The sequence below is a fragment of the Terriglobales bacterium genome (assembly GCA_035764005.1).
GTDB lineage: Bacteria > Acidobacteriota > Terriglobia > Terriglobales > Acidobacteriaceae > Gp1-AA112.
Genome location: DASTZZ010000062.1, coordinates 1 through 24,464, shown reverse-complemented (window position 1 = coordinate 24,464; position 24,464 = coordinate 1). Strand labels below are relative to the sequence as shown.

The window sequence follows — 24,464 nt, the reverse complement described above, 5'->3', positions numbered from 1 at the left end:
GGCTACCAAGGCTTAAGAGAACGATTCCTGCTTGGGAACTGGCGAGAGTATGTCCCCAGGTTTGTTCAGGCGTTCCGGAAAAAACTGGGCACGGCAGGTCAGCGCGCATTTTCTAAGGCAGTTCTTAGATACGTCAGAATTACTGAAGTTGATCGCCATTTTCTTGCACCAGGCGGTGCTCGTGGGCTCTCGCTTTCTCGTGCAGCTCGTTCGACTTGCGAATGAACCGCGCGATTCTATTGATCGACTCCTCAAGGATGTCGACGTACTGCACAGGGTGATCGGATCCACTCCTTAGCATGTAGGTGGCATTGGTAGCCGCAGCAAGGGGATTGTTGATCTCGTGTGACAGTTCCCCGATCAACTTCGCCTTCTCCTCCCAAACTTTAGCGACCTGCAATGCTTTCTGGTGGGAAAGGTCGAAGTTAGTTTCCAGTGTCCACATTTCTTTGTCGGAAAGTCGCTGCCATCTAGTGGCTACGTGAATGAGCCGCCGATCTTTGGTGCGGTGAACGAGCTCGCCCTCCCACGATGTATGCTTGGCAAGCTGAGCTTCAATTTGCTCCAGGGAATCGGGAAATTTGGTGCAAAGAAGGTCGTGGCTCCTTTCGCCGAGCGCTTCTTTGGATGTGTAGCCGTACAGTCGTTCGGCGCCTTTGTTCCAGAAAGTAATTCTGTCCTGAGCATCGCGGACCAGAATGGGCTCATACGCGAGATCTAGCAGGCGAGCCTGAGCCTCCAGTGCCTGCTCTCTATTTTTTGTCTCTGTTGTGTCCTGCGTCACTCCGATGAGAAGTTTGCCGCGCTCGGGATGTTGGACCATGCGACCGCGTGTGCGAATCCAATGAACTTCTCTATTTGGCCATTGAACGCGGTACTCGACATCAAAATCTCCGCCTTCGTCCACCGCCTTCCGAACTGCATTCTGCACGCGCACGCGATCTTCTTCGTAAACAGGCTGCGGAGCATCCTTGCGATGTGCGATCTCGCATATTGGACGCCCAAAGAGAGGCACGCTGCCAGGAAGCCATTTCAGCTCGTCGCTTTCTACATGCCATTCCCATATGGCGAGACCAGCCAATTGCTGGGCCAAGATGAGTTCCTGCTCTTTGAACGGCATAGACTTTCCTGCCCCGCCGGTCCGCAGCTCGGGTTGGGTGACGATACGACAGTCTTAGATGCTGAAACCGTGGGGGTTGTGATCGCAGAGCGGCCGCAGAGCAGCGATATGCCACAACGCCTGCGAGAGAACCGAGCCGCCTTGCGATACGGATACTTCGCCTGATTCGCTGGTTTACTAGGTTTTCTGTCACTAGCTTTCGCCATTAGGCAAAGACGCCGCAGACAAACGTGGATCAGTGGCGATGTGTTTTCCGTAAATGGGATTGCAGCCAAATGGATGCGCGCTGCTTCCCTTCCTGCACCTGATCCGGTTGCATCCTGGTCCGCAAGATTTCTTCCTCGTGTTCTACGCGGATGTCACCGGCGGCCTTCGACAGTTCGAACCACGTGTAGGCAGCGATGTAATCTTTCCGAGTTCCGATGCCATCCATATGCATCTTCGCGACGTCGAACCGGATTCGCGCAATCTCGGCCGGCGCCATGCCGCGAGTGACTTCAATGGACCGCCGTTTCGCTCCGGCGCTTCCCTTTTCTCCGGCAATGATGTACCAACTGGCTGCTTTCTCCCGGCTTTTGGGTACGCCATCACCACTCATGTATGCCTGAGCTAGACGAATCTGGTCGGAGATCACGCCACGTTTGGCTCCGTCGGCCACGACAAGATGCGGAACCGCCTGACTTCCAGTGACCTTGCCGGTAAGAGGAGTTGCCGTCTCCTGCTTCGGACTGATAGCTGGAACCGCCGGTATGCGAGACGGCAAAGCCTGCGTCCTCTGCTGAGAGTTCGCGATGCGGTGGTCTGTGTGTTGGTGCACCAGGTAGAAACTCACCCAAGCCGCCAACAATGCCGCCGCGATCAGCGCCGACCATGGCAAAAAGCGCCTCCGTGCACTTCCCTCCCAGTCGGCGGATTGCAAATGTGTCTGGCCATTCGCGACGGAGCGATCCACATGAATGTTTTCTGCTGGTCTTTCCTCAGCTTCCCGGATAGCAACAGGAGCGTCGATTGCGTGCTCTGCTTGCCTGTACGTTAATCCTGCAAGATGGTCGCTGAGCAACTCTGAAGAGTTCTGTTGTGCAGCGAGGAGTGCTGTTGCCCGGTTCGCCGCACTCTCCACGACCGCTGCTCTCGCTTCATCGAAGTGTCCAGGCCGATCGGAAACAGCTTCGATAAGGCCAATGCAACGTGAGTCAACCACCAGTGGAACGGCGACCAGGGATCGTATTCCGAGCCGCTCGCTGGCAGCCCGCTCCACCCGCGGATCTATGCGGCTGTCGTAGCAGCGCTGGGTGCGGCGTTCGCGAATGCATCGCCCAGAAATTCCCGAACTCGGATCTACACGCGCTGCACGCGGCGGTACGCACGTGCCAAGACTGACTACACAGACCAGACTTCCCGCCGTTTCAGGATCTTCGCGCACGATCGCGACTCCGCTGGCGGTAATATTTGCAAGTAACTCTTCAGCCAGTCCTTCGAGATTGCCTGCCGTCCAGGGCGCGTCGGCAGAAAACGCCTGCAAACTCTGATCGCGCCAATTGCTTGCCAGATTTCCCATGCCGATCTATAGCAGCCGTGAGCCCCGATTAGTATGACTGGCCGTTCGCTCTTATGGAGGCCCGAGTTCCGGGACAATTTTCAAAACTTGCTGATGTCGAAACAGTAGCTCGCGATTCTCGTTGCCGCTGAGCATCCCCGCCCCACTCTGCCGCTTCTTCTACAAACACAACCTGTGACAAGTTTCGTCGAGCATGCGTGATTTTCTTTTCAGATCTGCTCAAGCCGTAGTTCTCGCAGTTGTCGCGCTTTTGATGGCTTGCGGCAAGCCGCAGAGATCCCAGGTCATAGTGCCACCGCCGCCAGAGCTGCCACGCAGCTCAAGTGCTCCACCGGTTGCACAGCCGGCCAAACTCTCCGCCACAGAAGAGCGACTGCATCGGATCGGCGACGAGATGGAAAAGCTCATTTCGCAGCCTGCATTCGCCGTACCTGACGCGATTTTGAATCGCACCGCCTGTCTGGTAGTATTCCCATTTCAGGAACGCGACACAGCTGCCCTGCAAGGTTTTGCGTCGTGTCGAAATTCTGAAAGGCAGTGGACAAGTCCGGTAGTTGTGAACCTGCTTTCCTCCTCGACAGCGCCACTCAAATCTGACCTCTACGTCCTGGTTCTGAGTGATCGCGCTCGGCGGCGCCTCATTTCCGGCAACCTGGAACTTCGCTCTCCTCTGCGAATTTCGCCGGGGCCGACGCGCTCGAAGCACGCCATTCTGGACCAGGTGACGGCCAGCCGCGATGTCTTCGGTTACTCGATCGCGAACGGCGAGCTGCGGAGCGCCCTTCCGCCCAAAGGAAAGATCTCACTTAATGCGGGGGAGACGCAGCAGTTATACGGACATCCGCTCGACAGCGCTCAACTGCTCGGCGACGGCACTATGTCATCGTCCGTGACCAGTTTCTACCGCGTGGATGTTGCGTCGTTTTTCAACACTATTACTCCAGCCGGCATCATCATTCACCATTCCGTTCTGATCCCCGGCGGAGATCTGCCGGAGGCCGAACGCGCTCTCGACCGGTTTCACTATGCGCGCGGGTACGAGATTTCCTGTTTTGGGAAGGTCTATCACATCGCGTACCACTATCTGATTTTGCCCGATGGGCGGGTTGTGAGCGGTCGTCCGGAGCGCTGCGAGGGCGCGCACGCGCGAGGATACAACTCGTATCTCGGCATCGCCCTGGTAGGCGATTTCAGTTCACACACGAGTTCCGCAGGCACGCGCGTAGCGGCGCGACCGACAAAGGCGCAAATGGCAGCGCTGATTCGATTGTGTTGCTACTTGCGGCAAAAGTATTCGATTCCACTGCAGCGCATCATGCTTCATAACGCCGTCTCGCGAACGGAGTGCCCGGGAGAGGGCTTCGAATTCAATACTGTGTTGGCGGCAGTGAGCCGTGAATCTGGAGCGGGATCATGAAGCCCAGCGTGATTCGCATATGCGCCCTCCTCTTCACACTGCTGTGGCTCGCGACCGTGGCGGCATCAGCCGGGGCGATTCATGCAAAACGCGCCGGCATGCGACAGGCCTCGAACTCAGATGTGCCACTGCTCCTTTTTCAAAGTATTGACAACCGCCTCACATCGATCGACGAGGAGAATCAAAAGCTCAGTGCTTCCGCACACAAGTTTCATCGAGTTCGCAAGGTGGGGCGACAGAAACAATTGCTGCGACAACTTCAGCATTCGAAGCAATCGCGAGACCGTCTGCAAAGAGTCCGCCAATTACTCGCAATTTCGTCGCGCGCCGAGCAGAGATATCGCAACCGGCATCAAGCCTATGGAGCCACTCTCTTCCGCGATCTTCACGCAAAGGTATCTTCAGTGAAAACAGCGTTGCTTCATGCGCAAAAGGCGCCAACCGTTCCGGCCTGGAGCCGCGAGGAACAGCTTGTAAATACGCGCATGCTCTCGGTCATCACGCAATTTCAGGCGATCTCTGGAGGATACGTCGCCCTCGCTTGTCACCCAGGCTCCTGGGCGTGCTGCCAGCCCCGGATGTTGCGGGACGGCAAAGTAGTCGTTCGCGGATGTACATGGTCATGCGCCTCGAAGCTGGCAGCCTGCCGCGGCGGCTGTCTGGGACGGCGGACGCCGAATACCGTTGTCGCCGTTAGGAACACGCCAAAGCCACCGATCTTTGCAAAATCCCCGAAGCTCGCAACGACACAGGTTCAAACGACCAAACCAAAATCTCACGTCCCGGTGCCGGCAACCCGTCAAGGTTCCGCGACCGGCCAGTGACTCCGAAAGCCTCACAACTTTTTCTTCCAATTCCGGTTAGAGCTACTTAGAGCTCTCAATGTTTTCAGCAACTCGCTGTTCTGTCCCTGTATCGCTCGGCGCGAGGCGGCGGTGGTTCGCGCTAGTGTTGGTGATTTCTACTGCTTTTCTCTCGGTTGGCTTTGCCCAAGACGCCGATGACAATACGGCATCGCCCTCGGCCGGTGCGCAATCCGATACTCCCAGGTATTCGGCCGAAGTGAAGGTCGTGAACCTGCTTGCGACTGTGCGCAACAAGCACGGACAAATCATCAACAATCTCTCTAAAGATGATTTCACGTTGGAGGAAGACGGGCGTCCGCAAACGATCAAGTACTTCACGCGCGAGAGCGACATGCCGTTGAAGCTGGGTTTGCTCGTCGATACCAGCATGAGCACGCTGAAGGATTTGCCCGACGAGCGCAGCGCAAGTGTCAGTTTTCTTGATCAGCTCGTGCGTGAAGAGAAAGACGCGGCGTTTGTGATTCATTTTGATCGCCAGGTCGAGCTGCTGCAGGATCTGACTTCGTCGAAGCAGAAGCTGGCTTCGGCTACCGATCAGATTGAACCCAGTTCGCGCGATGACAACCAGAGTTCGGGCGGATCACCAACCGGATATCCGGGCGGAGCCCGAGGCGGTCATCATCATTTTGGCGGTGGTGGAACGCTGCTCTATGACGCCGTCTTTCTTGCCTCCGATGAGCTAATGCAGAAACAAAAAGGACGCAAAGCGCTCATCCTGCTGACCGATGGAGACGACCGCGGCAGCAAGACCTCGCTCGTCAGCGCAATCGAGTCTGCGCAGCGCGCAGACACGATCGTGTATTGCATTTACTTCAAAGGCGAGGACCCGGGCAACTTTGGTGGATTCGGCCGCGGCGGACACGGTGGATGGGGCGGCCTAGGCGGCATGGGCGGCCCCCGCGCAGGTCGCGGCGGCTATCCGCAGGAATCGCATGAAGACGGCAAGAAGGTGCTGGAGCGCATGGCAAAAGAAACCGGCGGACGCATGTTCGAGATCTCCAAAAAACAGCCGATCGATCAAATCTATTCCCAAATTGAACAGGAGCTGCGCAATCAATACAGCCTGGGATACACTCCGGACCATAATGGAACAGAGTCGTATCACAAGATCCATCTAGCCTCCAAAGAAAAGAACGACATCGTCCAAACCAGAGATGGATACTACGACTAAGACGACCTCCCGCTTCTAAGCATGCATTGGCAGTCGGCTTTTCTTTGAAACAGTGGGCCAGAAAAAAATGGTGACAAAAAGACGGTGACAGGCGGAAGGCCTTCCTGAAGTCTTTGCTGTTTTTCCTATGCCTCCTCTTTTCTCTCGCTGCTATCATTCCGCGATGCTACGCAAGCGCGCCTTAGGTCTTTCCGTTCTTCTGTTCGCCTTCATTCTTTCCGGACAACAACCCGCTGCTCCCCAAAGTGAGCAGAGTTCTGCGCCGGCGCACCACCTCTTTTTTCGTGTGACGCTTGGCTCCGGCTTTCACGAGCGTCAGTCCGGACGCCTGCTCATCTTCCTGCGCAAAGGCAGCGGCGAGAAGGAACTCGGGCCCGGCTTTATCCCCGGAGAGACGTGGATCGCGGCGCGCGAGGTTGAGTCGCTCGCTCCCGGATCGTCGATCGATGTCGATGCCGACGACATTGCATATCCGAAGCCGTTCAGCCAGGCGCCGGACGGCGATTACCAGGTGCAGGCGCTGCTCGACATCCACCACGCCTACAACTATGAGATCACCGGCGGAGATCTTCAAAGTGCAGTCGCGACGCTGAGCGCTTTCCATCCCGCGAACATGACCGCGCCGGTTCGTGTCACGCTCGAATCCGAGCGCAAAGGCGTGGCTCGATTTGCGAATGACGATCCTCAATGGAAGCCGCCGTCGCTCGTGGCCGGCGTCGAGCCCGTGCACTTTGAAAGCGCCGATCTCACCCGGTTCTGGGGGCGCCCGGTGTTCATCACCGCTTATGTTGTGCTCCCGCCGAAGTACGGAAATGGGAAGGAGACCTATCCCACCGTTTACTGGACGCATGGATTTGGCGGGAACGCGGAGAACATTGCATCGCGAGCCGCCGGGATACGCAAGATGATGGAAGAGGGCTCGATTCCGCCGATGATCTTCGTCATGCTCGACGAATCGTTCCCCACCGGATGCGTCGAATTCGCCGACTCGGTCAACAACGGTCCCTGGGGACGCGCGCTCACCGCGGAATTTATTCCCATGCTGGAACACAAGTACCGCATGGACGCCAAACCGAGCGGACGCTTCCTCAACGGCCACTCCAGCGGAGGATGGGCAACGCTGTGGCTGCAGGTCGCATATCCAAAAATCTTCGGAGGCACCTGGTCCACGTCGCCCGATCCGTCGGACTTCCACAACTTTACCGGCCCAGATCTCTACGCGGCGCATGCGAATGTCTATCGCGAGACCGACGGCTCTCCGTACATGCTGGTGCGCATGGGCGGCAAAGACGTGGCATCGTTCGAAGGCTTCGCGGAGCAGGAAACGGTGCTCGGTCCTTATGGAGGGCAGATGGCGTCGTTCGACTGGGTCTTCTCGCCGAAGTCGGCAAGCGGAGCGCCGATGCAGATGTTCGACCGCGACACCGGCGAAGTAAATCTTGAAGTAATCAAGTACTGGGCAGAACACTACGACATAGCCAAGAAAGTGGAACGCGAGTGGCCCAAAAATGCCCGCGATCTAAAAGGAAAGATCCACCTGATCGTAGGCACGGCCGACACCTTCCATCTGGACGAGTCGGCTCGCCTCTTGCAGAAAGCGCTGGAGAAAGTCGGCGCAGACGCTCACTTCACTTATCTTCCCGGCAAGACACACGGGGATCTCTACGAAGCCAACGGCGACCGCATGGCACTGATGAAGCAGATCGCAAAGGAGATGTACGCGGTCGCGAGAGCGGCGCACTGACGGGTGCTCACATTTCGACTACCGGATACAGGCTACCGGCTGCCAGCCAATTCGTGGTCCCTGATATCTGAGCTCGTCCAACATGTTCTTCTCTGCGACGAGAGTTCAAAAAAGTGTTCAGCCGGAAGGCTATTTCTTTAACCAACCTTCTAACTCGAGCCACTCGGCGAACCGGTCGATCCAATGATCTGTAGGCAAGTTGTGCTTGTGCATTCCGAAGCCGTGGCCGCCCTTAGCGTACATATGCAGTTCAGCCGATTTGTGAGCCGCCAGCCACTTCTGGTACAAAGCAACGCTCTGCGGAGCGAGTCCGAGATTGTCATCGGTTGCAGCGGCGACGAACATGGGAGGCGCATCTGCCGGCACGACTGCATCGTCAAATCTTTCCCCACCCGCGTAGATGGGTGCGACGAAGGCAGGCCGGCTTTCAGGCGAGTAATGGAATGCAACTCCCGCAGTCACCGCCCCACCCGCGGAGAATCCAATGATACCCACGCGATCCGGGGAAACACCCCATTCTGACGCGTGTTGCCGAACATAAGTGACCGCCGCTAATCCGTCGGCCATGGCGAGCGGAACCACCTTTGAAGTCGTCTCCCGGAACTTTCCGTTGGCCATCATCGCGGCAAATTCCTGTGTGGCATCCTCGCCGGTATGAGCGAGGCGATACTTCAACACGAAAGCGGTCACGCCTCTCGCAGCCATGTACCTGGCCACATCGGTGCCCTCGCTGCTGATGGACAATGCCACGAAACCGCCACCAGGGCAAATCACCAGCGCGGTACCGTTTCTCAACTCTGGAGAAGGTTTAAAAACCATCAAGCTTGGCTTGGTCACGTTGGCAACGACGTCCGTGTTCCAAAGCTTCGAGAAGTATTCTTTCTCGGGATAACTCTCCTGCACGGAGCCAGGCGGCGTGCCAGGATAAAGGGGAATCACATCTTGAGCGGCGCCGAGAGTGGTCAGAAACCCTACCAGGCAAAGAACTCGAAGGAATCGTTTCATGGGCGCATAGTTTAGCAGTGAGTCACGTCTGCGAAGCGGGTTGAGACTCGGTGTCAATGATTTTGACCGGTACGCGATTCGCTTGGGTGATTCCCATGGAAGTAGGCTTTTAAGCTGTCGGCGGTAAACCGTGCTTGATGTGTCCGGCGGGTTGAGCTAGGCTGCCGATGCTCATGCAGACTTCCAAAAACAATGCGGCGTGGGATGATGCGTTGCGCGGCCTCAAACGAGGTGATTTTTCACATCTTGATCCCCTGTTCCAAAGCGTAAAGGGCTCGCGGCCACAAATCGAACAGTGGGTGGAACAAGGGCTGTTTCGCGGTCACGACCAAGAACTCGCAGAAGCGCTTACCTGCGCATGTTTCAATGGCCGAACCGAAGTTGCTGAGTACTTGCTGAATAGGGGAGTTTCACCTGCGGGCGGAGCAAGCACCGGGTTGGACGCTATTCATTGGGCTGCTAATCGAGGCCAACTGGAAGCCGTACGTTTGCTGATTCGCCACAAAGTGCCGCTTGAGTCTCGCTCAATGTACGACGGTACTGTTCTGGGTACGGCAGTATGGTCGGCTGTCAATGAACCTCGAGCCGATCATCTCACTATCATTGAGGAGTTGCTGGCCGCCGGTGCTCGCGTGCACGAGGCAGGTTATCCGACCGAAAGACGCGATATCGATGCTTTACTGAGACGATATGGTGCGTCGTGAGAAATGATTGATTGGCGAGCGCCGGCAGGTTCACTGTGTTCCATTCGAGACGAAGACGGGTCCTCGTCAACAATTTGGAACTCTCAACGAAGAGCATCCCAGTGACGGAAAATCGCGATGAACGGAGCCACCCACGCGGGTTCCAAATTAGGAATAGTCGGACAGCCGCCCGCACTGTCGATCCACGCGTAACCGACGCTAACTTCCGTTGACATTACAAAGAGCAGGCATAGATTGCGAAAAATCTGTGTTTAGCTAATAGCCAGGAGCTAGAGGCTTAGCAGCTTCTTCTTGCCACACCCTGTCCCGCATTTGTCGTATTGATCTCGCAGCTAATTACTTTCTAGTTATCGACTAGCGCTTTCCAATATGGTAAAAGGTCGCTCGCTTGTCTCTTCCGCGCAAGTGCATATGACTCGTACTGCTTCGGGAAAGACTAAGTCCTCAAACGTGTCTGCGGAAACCGGGCTTTCAGTAGGACATGAAAGCAAACTTAACTTGCCATGAACTACAAGCTAAAGCCAGTCACCGCGCTCGTTGGAGGATAAAGATGGAGTGACGAGTATGTTCACACTCACGCCGACGGAAATAAGCGGCTCGACTTCCGGCAGCATTCCCCCTAACGCTAAAGATCACTCAAGCAAATGGAAGTCCCGGTTGCAAGGATCTGCCATGTATGACGAACACGGAAAATGGCAGGCCAAAGACTTGACTAACCGGAACACGAATCTGCAATTCGCCTATACCCTGGCGATCGGCTTGGTTCTTCTGCTGTCTCCGAGTCGCGCTGTTGCGAGCGATGAACAGAACCATATTCAGGAGATCATGGCCGGCGTCAATGGCAACTCCAAAGTCCAATTTATCGTTATCCAGCAGGAGGGGGGCGGCAACTTATGGGGCCCGCAGGCTACCGAGACTCAATCGAGGGTGATGCTACAGTTTTTCGACGCTGCGGGAAGAGAAACTGGCAAGTTCAGATTCCCGCACGATGTGCCCGCTGATACTCACCCGCAGTTGATTGCGACCCAGGACTTTGCCAACCTGACTGGAGCACCGACTCCCGATTTCATTATGCCGCCGCTCCTCAACCCGATTGGTGGGATGGTGTGCTTCACGAACAATCCGTTGAACCCCAACGCGTCTTCTCGAACCGACTGCGTTGCTTACGGGAGCTTTCCTGCTGCCCAAACGGGAACTGACTCCGGCGGCTGCAACGGCGCTGTTGTAGCAGGTCCTCCGGCGGCCGCCCTTCCCATCATGAATACGGTCAGCCTGAAACGCACCTCTACCTCTTGCGGTTCCGTCCCTAACTCCGATTTCGCCATCAATACGACACCTACACCGACGAACGATGCGGGACAGACGCTCACCATCCCGGTAGCAACCCAAGTCGACCAGGGCGGGAACCTTTTCAACTTCGAGACGTTTCAGGGCAATGGGCGGACCTGCGCAACTTGTCACATAGCGAGCCTGAATTTCGCGCTGACGCCGAGCAATATCCAGTCGCGATTCAATACCGTCTCCACGACGTTTGATCCGCTGTTTGTCGGCGAGATGAAGCCGTCCAGCTTCGATGCCGGCTATGACTTCAATCTCAACACGCTGGTTCTGAGCGACACGGTGTCGAGCGCGGCGCCATGCATTGGAACGTTGCAGGGCATGCTAACGAGTGGAAGCGGAGCGACAGCCAAGGTGCTGACGCAGGTTTCACCGACCACCTATCTTGTCTACGGCGGCATGAACCCGGCCTTGTCCGGCACAGTGAGCGACAGCAACTCGTGTACGGGAACCGTCGCGAGCATCACCGCAGGAAGTCTCGGCGCTATCTCAGGTTCGTCTGTGCTCGGCCTGGAAGATCCGAAGCGGATGAGGACGAGCCTGGATACGCTGAACTTCCCTCAAGGCCGTGGCCTCATTCTGGAAAACATCGATGGCTTTTCCCCAACGACGACCGCGCCCGTGTTCCGCAAGTCTCCCCACCTACTGAACCTGAGCGAAAGATTTGGCCCGTTTGGACTCGGCGGCAACTTCAGCGATCTGCAATCGTTCGCGACGGGAGCCATCATCCAGCACTTCCCGCGGACGCTGGCTCGGAACAGCGGTGGATCGGCCCCAGATTTCCGGCTGCCGACATCTGATGAGTTGGCCGCCCTGGAAGCGTTCATGCGTGCGCAGGAGTTCCCGGCAGGAAACGATCCGAACAAGTTCAATTTAAGCCGGTTCGTGGTCACGGCCGCGCAACAGCGAGGCTTTAATGATTTTTTCGGCGCGGCCGAGTGCTCGTTTTGCCACAGCGGGACGGTTCTCACCGATGGAGCGCTATTCGACACTGGTGTGGTGAACCAGACCATCAACTCGGCTGGAGTCGACAACCTTCCCTGCGAGGGCACACCCTGCGGGTCGCGTGCGTTCGTCGTCCGCCAGCTTTTCAACATCGCCAACCTGGGTCCGTTCTTCCACGACGGCTCCGCAGCCACATTGCAAGATGTGCTCGCGTTTTATAACTCGTCTTTCTTCAACACCTCGCCAGGTGCGGCGTTTTCCGGCCAGATCAATACTGCGGCGATTGGGCCCACCGCCACCGACGACATCATCGCCTTCCTGGAAGGCATCAGCTTCAGCCCGTTTACCCCGACTTTCGGTCCCGTTGGAACGGGTGTGACGATTACCGGCACGGCCTTCACCGGAGCCACAGCTGTTTCGTTTAACGGAGTGGCGTCTACGTTCACAGTCAGCCCCTCCGGAACAATCGCGACGACAGTTCCCGGCGGGGCCACCACAGGCCCCATCACGGTCACCACGCCTGGCAGCGGGCCTTTGAAAACCACGACGCGCTTTACGGTTACGCCAGCCATCGTGTCCTTTACACCGGCCAACGGTCCGGCTGGAACGGGTGTCACGATTACCGGCACGAACTTAACTGGGGCCAGAGGCGTTTTTTTTGGTGGAAGGGTGGCTACATTCACGGTGAGCAACTCCGGGACGGTCACGACGACAGTTCCCTTCGGGAGTACCACGGGTCCCATCACGGTCACAACGCTGGATGGGACCACGACCAGCGCTGCCAGCTTTACGGTTACGCCCGGGGGCCCACTTTTTAGTCTGGCCGCCACGCCTCCTTCTCAGATTGTCTCCGCCGGCTCCCTCACGACTTACACCGTAACAATTTCGCGGAGTGCAGGTTTCGTCGATAATTTGACCTTTAGTGTTACCGGATTGCCGGCATCGGCTACGGCAAGTTTCAGCCCGAACCCGAGTTCCGGCAACTCTTCGACGATGACCGTGACTACCACCGCCGCTCGTGCCCAATTGGCGCCTGGGCCGACGCTCGGGTCTCCCTTGGATAACTTCGGCGGCCATGCTTGGCCGGTGTGGGCTGTCTGCCTGCTGGCAATGGTTCTGCCTGCTCACGGGAACAGAGCCAGGAGGCACATTCCACGGAGGTTCTTTGCGATTGGCGCATTCGCCGCGCTGCTCTGCATCAGCTGCGGCGGAGGTTCTGCTCCGCCACCACCACCACCCGCAACGCCCGGAACGCCACCCGGAACCTACACGATCACAATGACCGCTACCAGCTCCAATTCAAGCGTACAACCGGTAAGTATGCCAGTCACGTTGATCGTCAGGTGATGGCGAAAGGGGAACGGCCTGCGACCTGTCAGAGATAAATGATTCCCGAATCAGGAATCAACAAGTAACAGGCATAGCGCGATTTGTAAGTTTTTGATTCCGCATTTGGGAAAACGGGAGAGACTGGTTACCGGATTTCGTCGCCGGATTTCTTACAGCGCAGGCTGCAGAAGACGATCCGCCATTCTCGCTGGATTATGGGTGCCTGAACCTCCGCGGGCGAAAATAGTCCAAGCCTTTGCCGTAGTTTTTGGGAACGTCCCGTCGTCACCAGGTTTTACCCCTCCTATAACTTGTCATCCTGAGCCGCATTTTGGCGAAGGATCTCCCGCAATATTTCCGACTGAAATGCCGCCGGTATGGCTCCTTCGCCAAAACCCAGGCAATTGACCAAAGAGCCTCGTAAGCGCGTGTTAGGCATAAGCATCCCGGGAGATCCTTTGCGCAAACGCGACTCAGGATGAAAGGCTTGCCGCTGCTGTTTGCAGTCAGCTAGCAGCTCAGCAGTTTAGAAGTTTGTTCACAGCGATTGCCGAGTGTCGACTCCCTTGATTAACGCAAGTTGTCTGGTACCTCGCCATCCTGCCCATTGATGACGTAGTCGATGGCACGTTGCAGACCCGCTTCGGTCCACACATAACGCCTGCTTCCTCCGCCGGACCACGGACTGCTCGAATCTTCCCAGCAGCGGTCTTGCCGCAGTTGGCGGGTTGCATTTGCTTTCAACGCATTCAGGACCAATCGGGATGTGCCGCGGTAGAAATGACGGCGTGGACGTGGTTCGTCCTTACGTTCAGCGCCCGGAGAAGCCAGTTCCGAATATCACGCGTTTCGCGAATCGCCCTTCGACGGACTGGCGTTGCACCGCCGTGAGCACAACAGGGACTCTCTTGAGCCGGACCTCGGTTTGAACAAGGCGGGCAGCGTTGGGGGGAAAGACCGGCGTGCCATACTGATTGTGAAATCGATCGACCGATCCGCGCGGATCGCCGTGCAACCATGTCCCGTAAGAACGAAAGATGATCAGGTAAGCCAAAGGCACGCTCTCGGCCACGGCCGAGCAGTCTAACAGAAACTCCTGCGGTAGCGGGTGGCGCTTTTGTCTTTGGGTTTTGCGGTTGGTGTTGCTTTTTGATGTTTGCGGTTGCTCTTACCTGGCTGGACGGTTCGACGACTTCATGACAGTCCCACGCCGCCTTCCATGGAGAGGAGAAGCAAATGGGAGACAGTCTCAGGCTATCCCGCCGAGTTCCGCCTGGCTTTGGTAGTGCCTTCGAGTGAAGCTAGACAGTGGCTGCAGAGGCACTTTCAACAGGATCCGTCTTACGCCTGCGCAAATTCATCGACTGATCTTCCGGCGACATCTTCGCGAATAATTCCTGCGCTCGCGCCAGTGCCGCCGTAACATTTGCGCATACATTCTGTGCTCCCACGTGCTGCTCAAATTCTGCTTGTTTCATGAGTTTTGCCGGCTGTGGCAAAGCACCGCATAAGATCAAATGCCGACCACTACCGTGGACCGCGTCCGCAAACTCCTCGAGTGCGCGCACCCCGGTCGCGTCGAGCGCAGTCATATTGCGAAGACGCAGGACAACGATTGCTGGCATCTGGTCGAGCCGTGCTACTACGTCGTTGATCTTGTCAGTGGCTCCAAAAAGAAAAGGACCGTGAATGCGGAAGATACTCACGTAGGGAGGAATCTGCTTGTCCTGCAGGATATGGACGCGACCATCTTCCAAATACTCTGCCGTGACTTCCGAGACGGTCGTAGTCGACGTGACGTTGCGCAAATAGATCAAGATTGCCAGCATCATGCCTGCTTCGACGGCCACAGTTAGATCGGCGAATACCGTGAGCAGCAGAGTAATGAGCCAGACTGCAATCTCGAGCTTGCTCAACCGCAGCAGTTCCGGAATTTCGCGCCACTCGCCCATGTTGTACGACACGACCATCAGGATGGCGCCAAGGACACAAAGCGGAACGAACTTCGCCAACGGCGCGGCGAACAGAAGAATGCTCAGCAATGTGAGCGCATGCACCATTCCCGAAACAGGAGTCTTTGCGCCAGAGCGAATGTTGGTTGCGGTACGTGCAATCGCGCCGGTTGCGGGCAGACCTCCAACGAGTGGCGAGGTCAGGTTTGCAATTCCCTGCGCAATCAATTCCACATTGGGATTGTGCCGGTCGCCGCTCATGCGGTCGGAAACCACGGCTGACATAAGCGATTCGATGGCGCCGAGCATAGCGACCGTAATTGCAGGCGAGATCAAAGGCCGAACCAGGCTCAATTTGAGATGTGGAATAGCCAAGTGCGGTAATCCAGACGGGATGCCGCCAAAGCGGGTGCCGATCGTCTCCAGCGGCAGTCTAAAAATCAACGCCAACGCAGTCCCGACAAAAAGCGCGACTATGTAGCCTGGAATCCGCTTCACATATTGGGCAGTCAGGATGATGAGCGCGAGTGAAATGAGCGACAACAACGTCGCCGAGAGCGAAATCGAGCGGAAATTGACCGCGATCGCATGCATGCGGCCCAGGAAGTCGCCGGGAACGGAGGCTATCCGCAACCCAAAAAAGTCTTTGATTTGTGTGCTCGTGATCAGAATCGCAATGCCATTGGTGAATCCCACCACAACCGGCCGCGGGATGAAACGAACAGCAGATCCCAGCCCAGTCGCTCCCATAAAGATGAGCATGAGTCCGGCGAGCAGCGTACAGATGAAAAGGCCGGAGACGCCGTGATTTGCAACAATTCCGGCAACGACGATGACGAAGGCTCCGGTCGGACCGCCGATCTGGGTGCTCGATCCGCCGAGCGCAGAAATCAGGAACCCCGCAAAAACAGCTGTGTAAAGACCGGCCTGCGGCGACATTCCTGAAGCAATCGCGAATGCCATTGCCAATGGCAAGGCAACGAGTCCAACTGTAATTCCGGCGAGGAGATCAGAAAGGAAGGTGCGGAGCGTGTACGTCCTTAATAAAAGGACAGACTTCGGCGACCATTCGGCTAGGGCTGACATGGAAATGAGCGGCCTACGATATATCCTGCTCGCATGGCGATGGAGGCGAAATAAGGCAAACGCCTCGGTTCGCCTTCAAAACAACAGCAGACGCAGAATAAACCGGTGCCAGGAAGCTGTGAAGAAATTGGGACGTGAGCGACCCGATAAAGTTATTGCGGAAAAGATCGATGCTCGTACACTGCAGGTGTGACGAATGATCGGAATGCTCCTCCTCCGCGACTAGCGTCCATTGACCGTCGCCAGCTTGTGTTGCGCACTGTGGATGTGGAAAGACTTATCGAAGAGGACCACAGCGCACGTTCGATTTGGGAACTGGTTGAACGGTTGGATCTCAGTCTTTATCACGCACAGATTGAAGCAGTCGAGGGCCGTGCCGGGCGCGATCACACCGATCCACAGTTATTGATCAGTTTGTGGCTGTATGCGTACAGCCGTGGCATCAGTTCGGCACGCGAGGTGGCACGGCAGTGCGAATTTGAGCCGGGCTTTCAATGGCTGTGCGGCCTAGAAGCGATCAGCCATCGAACCTTATCGGGCTTTCGCTCGGAGAACAAGGCAGCGCTGGACGACCTGTTCGTACAGGTGCTGGGCATGATGAGCGCCGAGGGATTGATCACACTGGAACGAGTAACGCTGGACGGGACAAAAATCAAAGCCAACGCCGGCAGCAACAGCTTCCGCCGCAAAGAAAAACTGGAAGCGCATCTGGAACTGGCGCGCGAGCAAGTACGCATCCTCAATGCAGAAAGCGAGCAAGAGGAGAGCACGTGTAAGCGTCAAGCTGCCGCGCGACGGCGAGCGGCGCGGCAGCGGGTCAGTCGGTTGGAAGCGGCGGTGCGCGAAGTAGAGCGTCTGCAGAAAGAGAAGAAACACGATCGCAAAGAGTTCGTGGCGCGCGCCTCGAGTACGGATTCGGACGCGCACGTGATGAGGAACGGCGAGGGTGGAACGGTACCCAGCTATAACGTACAACTAGTCACGGACACAACTCACGGCCTGGTGGTGAATGTGGAAGCCACCACCGACGCCATCGATTACCGTCAGCTGAAACCGGCTCTGGAACGATGCGCGACGACGCTAGGTCGGACACCAAAGCAAATCGTGGCCGACGGAGATTACACCAATCATGCGTCGGTGCAAGTGGCAGCTGATTGCGGCGTGGACTTCTACGGGTCTTGGCAAGACAGCTGGAGAGCGGTGGAGCGGGACGCCTGCGGTCGCACCGGCAATTTCCTGGCCAGCGCTTTTCCATACCATCCCAAACGGGATTGTTTTACCTGTCCCGCGGGACAGAAGCTCACGCACCAGGCTCGTATAAACCGTGGTAGTGGCGTGATCGGGCACGTGTACCGTCCGGGAAAAACGGTTTGTAGCAAGTGCCCACTGCGCGGCCAATGCGCTCCCGCCGGTGCACGCCCTGGCTGGTGGCGATCGATCACGCGCATCGACGAACCGGCAGCGACCACCGCATTTAAGACGAAGATGGCGACCGAACCGGCGCAACAAATCTACTCACAACGTTCTCAAATCGCGGAGTTTCCTCATGCTTGGCTGAAGGAGCGCTGCGGATTACGCCAGTTCCGTTGTCGAAGTCGCTTGAAAGTGACGATGGAAGTGACTTGGGCCTGCCTCAGCTACAACCTGGCAAGATGGTTCAACATAAAACGAAAGACCACTTTGGGAATAGCATATGCCTGACGCTGTCCCCTCATGCCACAATACCTGTCAAAAGCCCTTCTAACTAAGGAGACTCAGTACCAATAGCGAAGCGAGCGGAGAAACTCTTGCCCCGATGAACAGAAAACAATTTCTTCACAGCTTCCAGACGGAACGTATTCTCAATTTATTCCCGTACCGGGAAGACGTTCCGTCTGGAACGTGCGAAGAAATTCATTCTGAATTTTAGGGGTGAAACAAAATGCCTTTCCACTCGCGCGCGTTCGATGAGTTCATCACTGTCCCACGCCCGTTTCCGCAGAGACGAGAAGCTGGTCCAACTGCTCGAACTGCTCGCTGCAGCCACTTGTACTTCCGGAGGCGATGGCATCGTCGAGAGCTTGTTTTGAGGGATAGAGGTCGTGCAGAACGACGAGGGTCTCGCCGCCTCTTTTTTCTTCGAAGGTTACCGTGGTGACGGCCCCGCCTTCATCGCCTTCGTCATTCGTCCAGACGAGGCGCGAGGGCGGAGTCACTTCGACGTACCTGCCGAAGAATGCCATTGGCTGATCCGAGGCGGGATGACTGAAGACGAAACGGTATGTGCCCCCGGTACGAGCGTCGGCCTCGCAGGAAACGAAGGATATTCCGAACGACTTCGGCGCCCACCACCGCTTGAGCAGTTCCGGCTTGGTCCAGGCATCGAAGACGATATGCGCCGGGCCGTTGAAGGTTCGCGTCACGACGAGCTCACGATCGGATTTCCGTTCTGCCGTCGTGCCGTACTTTGTGGAGTTGATTGCATTATCTTTTCTTTCGCTCATGGGCGTTCTCCTTCTGTTTCAATTCGTCGACCAGCTTGTCCAGTTCGTTGAAGCGTGCGGCCCAGAGCTGGCGGTACCTCTCGATCCATGCCGCCTCTTTCTCGAGTGCGCGTCGGCCGAGCCTGCAGGTGCGCACACGCCCGACCTTTTCCGTGACGACGAGCCCTGCCTGCTCCAGGACGCCGACGTGCTTCTTCATGCCCGTCAGCGTCATGTGAAACTTCTCGGCCAGGTCGGTGATCGAAGCATCCGCGCGTCCTAGCTGTTCCAGAACGCCGCGTCGGGTGGAATCTGAGATGGCGGCAAACGAAGCGTCGAGGACGGGTTCTCTATACTGAACCATATGGTTCAGTATAGAACGGCGGGCGCAGGAACTGCAAGGTTGGCTTTCCAAGTGGAGCACCGGTTTCCTGGAAATTCCGACTAGAAAACCGTAACCCATAATGGGAAGAGAGCGTCGGCATCGGCCGTCTACTTTTTTACGCGCTCCAGCTTCCAAGGCTTGAGTTGTGGCGCATCGACGCCGTCTCCAACAGGACGAATTTCGGCCTCACCCTCGCCCGCTAACTTCATTTCATATTCTGTCTTTTCCGGATAGCTGATACCGGTAGTCGTATTCATATGCGCTTTGCCGGTGCACGTGAAATGAAGGATGTTCCCTTCAACTTTCGCAAAAGTTATGTCGTCAGATCCCTCATGCGCCCGCGCGTCAATCAAGTTTCCCTCGCTGTCCAGCGCGATCGCGATGTGGTTGGCTGTGCCGGAGAGCTTTCCACCCGTGTTCTCGAGTTTGACGGTTTGAAAGGTCTTGCCCCTGAATTTTGCTTCCCAGGTACCAACGAAAGCCCGAACGTCGGCTGCATCAACCTTCGGCGGCGCAACCTGCAGCGAGAATGCAGTAGTCAAACTGGATGCCACTATCAGGAACGCAGAGGCAGCGAGAAGAACAAGACGTTCAGCAGTTTGGGATAGAGATTTTTGTTTCAACAGAGTCATGATGCGTTCCTCCAGCGTGTCTCTGTCAAAGAGAGACTGTTCAAACGTCCGTGGAATCCCACCGTCGCGCAAACATCGCGCAAGAGTGGCGCATCCGGCCGCTTTGGCCGTGCGGACACATCAAAGACCGTTCACGACCATCCCAGCACTTTGGGAACTCCCAAGTGTAAGGGACCCCCGTCTCTCCTTACTTCTACTTATGATGGATGTCCCGATGTTTCAGGAGGTGACTACTCATTCGTCATCGTGCACTCGACGCAAGTTGTCTTTATATACTGCGGTGCCGATCGCGCGCCCAAGGTCGGAGCCTGCCTCCTGGTCGAATCGGAAATGAATTCCGCCATAAATACGGGCGTCGGAAATATCGTCGGCGATCTGCTTGAACGTCGTGTATTGAAAGACGATGTTCGGGACCGCGGGATTCGAGATCGTGATCGAATGGCCTGCCTCACCATAAAGACGTCTTAGGACCTCGACTCCTCCGCCAGTGCCGCTGCCGTGGTTCGAGGGATAACTGGGGAAGCACGGCGTGAGGATAAACGGCTTATATGTGGTGTCAGGATCGGTTTTCGCATTGTCGTCTGTGCCGCCGAGATGAATTGCCGTTTCGGGACGCCAGAAGTTGTAGTGGTACTTGTTGAGGAAGGATGCCACCAGGCTATCGCTCACCGCCATATTGATCAGTGCCAGAGCCCGAGCATTTTCCGACATCGAACGCCCCTGTTCCTGCGCAACCTGCCGGGCAGCCTGGTTGATTACATAGGTTGGTGACGAGGCTGCGTAGAAGATCGCGACGTTAGACCGATCCTGTGGGCGCTCAGTGCTAGTAGCGTTTCCGACCGTCATCACCTCGTTATAGGCTTTTGCATACTCGTTGCTGGTAAGAGCCGGTGGCGGATCCAGTAGAAATGCCCCAGCACTGGTGACGCCGAATGGAGTTACATTCTGCCAGTGAAGAAACTGCCCGACGGCAACTCCGTTGACTATTGGACAACTCGGAGTGGCCTGCCACTCACCCGGAAGTGGCGCTCCGGGAATCTTGAATTGCGGAGGCGACGAGCCGTCGTTAGCGCGCAGCGCAATCATCGCCAAAGCGGTGGCTTCGCCAGTGGCGATGCCGTCGGTCTTGGCTTGGTCGTCTGCGATTGCTGCCAGTGAGTTGGCGCGCTGCATGTCGAGCGTCGCTGCGCTGTTAGGGAAGTACGTCCTAAGCACGCGATACGCAGCTTGGATTGCCGCCGCGTCGACTGAAGCGCCCGCGGGAGCCTGGATGGTGCCGAGATATGGCTGGTAGTCTCCGCGGATGGAGTTGACAGCTTCAAAGACGGCAAGTTGAGCGATTGCTGCAAAGCGTGCTTGAGCAAATGGACTTTGACCGTTCGCGATTGCAGTATTGACAGCAATCACGTTCCAATCAGTCACAGCGTCCGCCCGAGCGAAGGCGGCGATGCAGAGGAAGATCGAGAGCATCAATACCGAATAGCGCTGGAAGAGAGTGCTGGAGTGAGACATGGTGTTCTCCTTTCGAGGCAAGAGATCGTTCGAGGGCCGTTACGTCGAGGGATGACAGTGTAGGGTTGGGCAGGGACTCTATACCCAACTACATCGCGGGTCAAGCAATTCTTTTTTCGATTTCAGATGGGAAGATGGATGTTATTTCGAGCTCCAATTTCCCGATTCGGGAAGTCCAGCTTCGGAAAGACAGAGCCACAAAGCCGCTGCCGCAGGCACGAAATAAACTAGCCCAGGGCGGAACTGCAGTTGGGGAGCGCTGGGATGCGAATCCCCAAAGTCTACCCAGGGTTCCGCGAGGTTGGCAATCGCACGTTGCGATCGCAGCCAGGTTAGGCGGACAGCGCGTGGGCGGATTACAGATGATCGTGACTGACCGATCTGTTCTCGATGCGCCGGAACTTGGATTGGAACTTGGCTCCGCGCTGTTGAAGCTCTATCCCGCGAATTGGGAGTTGGATCGCTTGATCGAACTGCTGGGGAATCAGTCGACCGTGGCGGAGCTTAAGTCCGGCAAAGATCCACGGTGTATTGCCCAGGACTATCAGCCGAAGCTGCAACAACTCATGCGTGTCCGGCAGAAGTACCTGATCTATACCGATTCTCTGAATGCCGAGTGACAACAAGACGAAGGAAATCAGGGACAGCGTGATCGCCCGGTTTTCCGCCTTCTAGCGATAGCTTCTCGAGCCTTTGGGACTGTGCGAACTGCCGATTACGAGATTGACGCCAACATAGGCGGCTTTCTCACATAGATAGTGAGCACCAAGGCGGCAACCGCGAGCAGGAGGAACACCACGGCGATGCCAAACCCATGATCCCCTGCTCGCAGGTGAGTAATGATGGCGGCAGCAAAGAACAGGATCAGAGAAATTGCTGCAGCCGCTCCGATGAATGGCACGGCAAGTCCGATCAGCAATCCTAGTGCTCCTGTCGCTTTGAGCATGCCCAATGTGGGTAGCCGCGATTCTGGCACTCCTAGTTTGCTCATGCTGCTCATGAGCCATGCTGGGCGGATGAAGTCATTTGTTGCCGCATAGATGTTGGCTGCGGCTGTCACAATCGTGACAATAACGTAGGCAACGAACATGAAGACCTCGTTTCTGTTTCGGTGGTTAGTTCGACAAGCCGATGACTTTGCGGATCGTGGAGCGATTCGCAACGACGCTGATCATGAAATCGGCGACATCTGCGCGCGAAATCTTGAAGCCGAAGCCCGGCAGATGGCCCTCCAACACTCGGTACTTTCCGGTAAATGGTTTGTCGGTGAGCTCCGGTGATCGGACCATCGTCCAGTCGAGTTCACTCTCGGCAAAGACTTGCTCCATCGCCGAAGCGTCCGCAACCGTTCGTGGAAACAACAATCGACCGAGCAGATACACCGGTGGCAAAAGGGAATCCTTGAAAAGGAAGGCAACTGACTCCACAACAACGCGACGAACACTCGCATGCAACATTGCTTTTGTGAGCGCGCCGGCGAAGTGCTCTAAGAGATGTGCTTCATTTTGCTTTACGGGCACACGAGGGCCGAATGCCGATAGAACGGCGTCGTGACCTTCAATAGCCGCCTGAAGATCTGCGGAGCTTAGCAGGTCCCCGCGCCTGACAGTGATTCGATCCTGAAATGGCCTGAGCCGTTCCGGCGAACGGACCAAAGCCGTTACAGAGTGACCTTGCTGCAATGATCGCGTGATACTTTCAAGTCCCGTACCGCCAGTAGCCCCTAAGACGACGATTTGCATATTGGCCCCCGTCACGGAAACCCTCTCCAGATTTGGTCTTCCATATTGGTTATAGATTACACTACTTAATATATGATGCTATAATTCATCGCGATTTGGCCACAACAGGAAAGCGTTCCTACAAATCGTTGCTACGCGAACGCCAGGCGGACGACACGCGCAGCCGAATCGTCGAAGCCACGCGAAAGCTATTGGAGCGGGAAGGCTATGCAGGGATGACGATTGAGGCCGTGGCGCGCGCAGCGCAGGTTTCGGCCCCGACCGTCTATGCCATCTTCAAATCGAAGACCGGAATTCTAATCGCGCTTCTTGATCAATCGATGTTCGGTCAGGATTACGAGGAGATGGTGCGGCAGGCGTTAAGTGCGAAGGATCCGGAAGAACGTTTGCGGCTCGCTGCCGGTGTCGCCCGGCAAATCCGCGCCACGCAAAGTGCAAGTTTTGATTTGCTGCGAGGCGCCGGCGTGGTGGCGCCTGAGCTGGCGAAGCTGGAACAGCAGCGCGAGCGTCTGCGCTATGACGGAGAGAAAAGCATGATCACTTCCCTTCGCGACTCTGGAGAGCTGCGAGCAGGACTCACCTTTCAGACAGCACGCGATATTTTCTGGATGCTCACCGGTGGCGACGTCTACAGGATGCTGGTGAGCGAGCGCGGCTGGTCTCCGCAGAAATACCAGGACTGGCTGGCCGATACTCTAGTCGATTCGCTGCTCGCTCACAAACGACGGAGCCGGATCACCTAACAGGATGGCGCAACTTCAAATTCGTGTTCCAGAAATTCGCTTGACTTTCGCCCTGTTTCGTCATAGCACAGAAGTATGGGTGTGATTCGAGCGTGGAGACCGACAGCACAAAGTTTCGAAATGGGGCGCCAAGCGCGCTTGATGAATGCGCGGATGTCGGCGGGCTGGGGTTACCCCACGGAAAGCTCGGGGTTACCGTGTGGAAAGTTCGGCGTTACCCCGTGGAAATTTCGGGGTTACCCCGTGGAAAACTCGGCGTTACCCCAGCCGATCATTCTCGCCGGACTTCTCGCCTATGTACTTCACTGCACAATGGTTATCGACGAAGTTTGTGGGTCAAAATCCCGGGGAAACGTGCGTTTGCTTAACCGGGCCCAAACCGCTTGCTTCCTTCCGCGGGACTTCGTCCTGGGCTTTCATATGGCGCGCCTCCGGCGCTTCTCGAAGCAGAAAGGGTAATTACTGAGTAGTAATAAACAAGATCTCGGTATTTCGCATTTTCGGAATACAACATATTGTGTACTAAATTGGGAAAAACGCGAGAAAAAAGAAGCTAAGTGCTTTGGAAGATGTATTTTGCGAAAAAGGGGGGAGGGGGGAGGGGCATAGAAGCTTGGAGTGAACCCCAAAAATGAGACAGGGAAATAAGGGACTGAGTACATTGAATGGAGAAAGGCAATGGACTTGGCCCGAGGCAGCTACAGTCGTGATTTCAAGATATCGGTGATGCGGGCGATGGATGCCGGCGAGAGC

General features: G+C 56.4%; 20 protein-coding genes. 9 read left to right on the top strand and 11 right to left on the bottom strand.

The annotated features are described in order from the left end of the window. Positions 1-139: 139 nt before the first annotated feature. Together VFU50_09300 and VFU50_09295 are read right to left on the bottom strand one after the other, a co-directional pair. Positions 140-1,120 (bottom strand): PAS domain-containing protein, encoded by a 981-nt coding sequence (locus VFU50_09300; protein ID HEU5233044.1) that lies wholly within the window; start codon positions 1,118-1,120, stop codon positions 140-142. Positions 1,121-1,355: 235 nt separating this feature from the next. Continuing rightward, entirely contained in the window at positions 1,356-2,678 is a 1,323-nt protein-coding gene (locus tag VFU50_09295) for a GAF domain-containing protein (GenBank protein ID HEU5233043.1), read from the bottom strand. A 289-nt stretch (positions 2,679-2,967) separates the two neighbouring features. Here VFU50_09295 and VFU50_09290 point away from each other — a divergent pair, with 289 nt between their 5' ends. The 4 genes from VFU50_09290 to VFU50_09275 all read left to right on the top strand — a co-directional run bounded on the left by VFU50_09290 (position 2,968) and on the right by VFU50_09275 (position 7,876). Then, positions 2,968-4,095 carry a peptidoglycan recognition family protein gene (locus VFU50_09290; protein ID HEU5233042.1) on the top strand — a complete coding sequence of 376 codons (1,128 nt, stop codon included), beginning with the start codon at positions 2,968-2,970 and terminating at the stop codon, positions 4,093-4,095. Next, positions 4,092-4,919 (top strand): hypothetical protein, encoded by an 828-nt coding sequence (locus VFU50_09285; GenBank protein ID HEU5233041.1) that lies wholly within the window; start codon positions 4,092-4,094, stop codon positions 4,917-4,919. Before VFU50_09290 ends, VFU50_09285 begins: the two co-directional genes overlap by 4 nt. 58 nt (positions 4,920-4,977) lie before the next feature. Further along, complete coding sequence (locus VFU50_09280) at positions 4,978-6,132, top strand: VWA domain-containing protein (GenBank protein ID HEU5233040.1); 1,155 nt, start codon at positions 4,978-4,980, stop codon at positions 6,130-6,132. A 163-nt stretch (positions 6,133-6,295) separates the two neighbouring features. After that, the gene (locus tag VFU50_09275; protein HEU5233039.1) at positions 6,296-7,876 is read left to right on the top strand and encodes an alpha/beta hydrolase-fold protein; all 1,581 of its coding nucleotides are present in this window, start codon (positions 6,296-6,298) and stop codon (positions 7,874-7,876) included. A gap of 129 nt (positions 7,877-8,005) precedes the next feature. Here VFU50_09275 and VFU50_09270 read toward each other — a convergent pair whose 3' ends face one another. Further along, positions 8,006-8,881, bottom strand: coding sequence for an alpha/beta hydrolase (locus VFU50_09270; GenBank protein ID HEU5233038.1), 876 nt, complete (start codon positions 8,879-8,881; stop codon positions 8,006-8,008). 173 nt (positions 8,882-9,054) lie between these two features. On the opposite strand from VFU50_09270, the gene VFU50_09265 reads away from it, so the two are divergent. Next, on the top strand, positions 9,055-9,585 hold the full coding sequence (locus VFU50_09265) for an ankyrin repeat domain-containing protein (GenBank protein HEU5233037.1): 531 nt from the start codon (positions 9,055-9,057) through the stop codon (positions 9,583-9,585). A gap of 555 nt (positions 9,586-10,140) precedes the next feature. Beyond that, positions 10,141-13,215: a hypothetical protein gene (locus VFU50_09260; protein ID HEU5233036.1), complete on the top strand. Its 3,075-nt coding sequence runs from the start codon at positions 10,141-10,143 to the stop codon at positions 13,213-13,215. A gap of 793 nt (positions 13,216-14,008) precedes the next feature. On the opposite strand, the gene VFU50_09255 is transcribed toward VFU50_09260, so the two are convergent. After that, positions 14,009-14,269, bottom strand: coding sequence for a hypothetical protein (locus VFU50_09255; GenBank protein ID HEU5233035.1), 261 nt, complete (start codon positions 14,267-14,269; stop codon positions 14,009-14,011). A gap of 229 nt (positions 14,270-14,498) precedes the next feature. Beyond that, positions 14,499-16,235 (bottom strand): SulP family inorganic anion transporter, encoded by a 1,737-nt coding sequence (locus VFU50_09250; protein HEU5233034.1) that lies wholly within the window; start codon positions 16,233-16,235, stop codon positions 14,499-14,501. Between the two features lie 189 nt (positions 16,236-16,424). Between VFU50_09250 and VFU50_09245 the strand changes: the two genes are divergently transcribed. After that, positions 16,425-17,936, top strand: coding sequence for an IS1182 family transposase (locus VFU50_09245; protein ID HEU5233033.1), 1,512 nt, complete (start codon positions 16,425-16,427; stop codon positions 17,934-17,936). A 254-nt stretch (positions 17,937-18,190) separates the two neighbouring features. Here VFU50_09245 and VFU50_09240 read toward each other — a convergent pair whose 3' ends face one another. The 4 genes from VFU50_09240 to VFU50_09225 all read right to left on the bottom strand — a co-directional run bounded on the left by VFU50_09240 (position 18,191) and on the right by VFU50_09225 (position 21,226). Then, positions 18,191-18,718: an SRPBCC domain-containing protein gene (locus VFU50_09240; GenBank protein ID HEU5233032.1), complete on the bottom strand. Its 528-nt coding sequence runs from the start codon at positions 18,716-18,718 to the stop codon at positions 18,191-18,193. Further along, entirely contained in the window at positions 18,699-19,061 is a 363-nt protein-coding gene (locus VFU50_09235) for a metalloregulator ArsR/SmtB family transcription factor (GenBank protein ID HEU5233031.1), read from the bottom strand. The genes VFU50_09240 and VFU50_09235 overlap by 20 nt, the downstream gene beginning before the upstream one ends. A gap of 128 nt (positions 19,062-19,189) precedes the next feature. Beyond that, positions 19,190-19,714, bottom strand: a complete 525-nt coding sequence (locus VFU50_09230; GenBank protein ID HEU5233030.1) for a hypothetical protein — start codon at positions 19,712-19,714, stop codon at positions 19,190-19,192. A 234-nt stretch (positions 19,715-19,948) separates the two neighbouring features. Further along, positions 19,949-21,226, bottom strand: a complete 1,278-nt coding sequence (locus VFU50_09225) for a vanadium-dependent haloperoxidase (protein HEU5233029.1) — start codon at positions 21,224-21,226, stop codon at positions 19,949-19,951. A gap of 134 nt (positions 21,227-21,360) precedes the next feature. Here VFU50_09225 and VFU50_09220 point away from each other — a divergent pair, with 134 nt between their 5' ends. Further along, positions 21,361-21,846: a hypothetical protein gene (locus VFU50_09220; protein HEU5233028.1), complete on the top strand. Its 486-nt coding sequence runs from the start codon at positions 21,361-21,363 to the stop codon at positions 21,844-21,846. A gap of 95 nt (positions 21,847-21,941) precedes the next feature. Here the strand turns inward: VFU50_09220 and VFU50_09215 are convergent, their stop codons facing one another. Beyond that, positions 21,942-22,316, bottom strand: coding sequence for a DoxX family protein (locus tag VFU50_09215; GenBank protein HEU5233027.1), 375 nt, complete (start codon positions 22,314-22,316; stop codon positions 21,942-21,944). 25 nt (positions 22,317-22,341) lie between these two features. Continuing rightward, on the bottom strand, positions 22,342-22,983 hold the full coding sequence (locus VFU50_09210; protein ID HEU5233026.1) for an NAD(P)H-binding protein: 642 nt from the start codon (positions 22,981-22,983) through the stop codon (positions 22,342-22,344). Positions 22,984-23,063: 80 nt separating this feature from the next. On the opposite strand from VFU50_09210, the gene VFU50_09205 reads away from it, so the two are divergent. Next, positions 23,064-23,711 (top strand): TetR/AcrR family transcriptional regulator, encoded by a 648-nt coding sequence (locus tag VFU50_09205; protein HEU5233025.1) that lies wholly within the window; start codon positions 23,064-23,066, stop codon positions 23,709-23,711. The last annotated feature ends 753 nt before the right edge of the window (positions 23,712-24,464 follow it).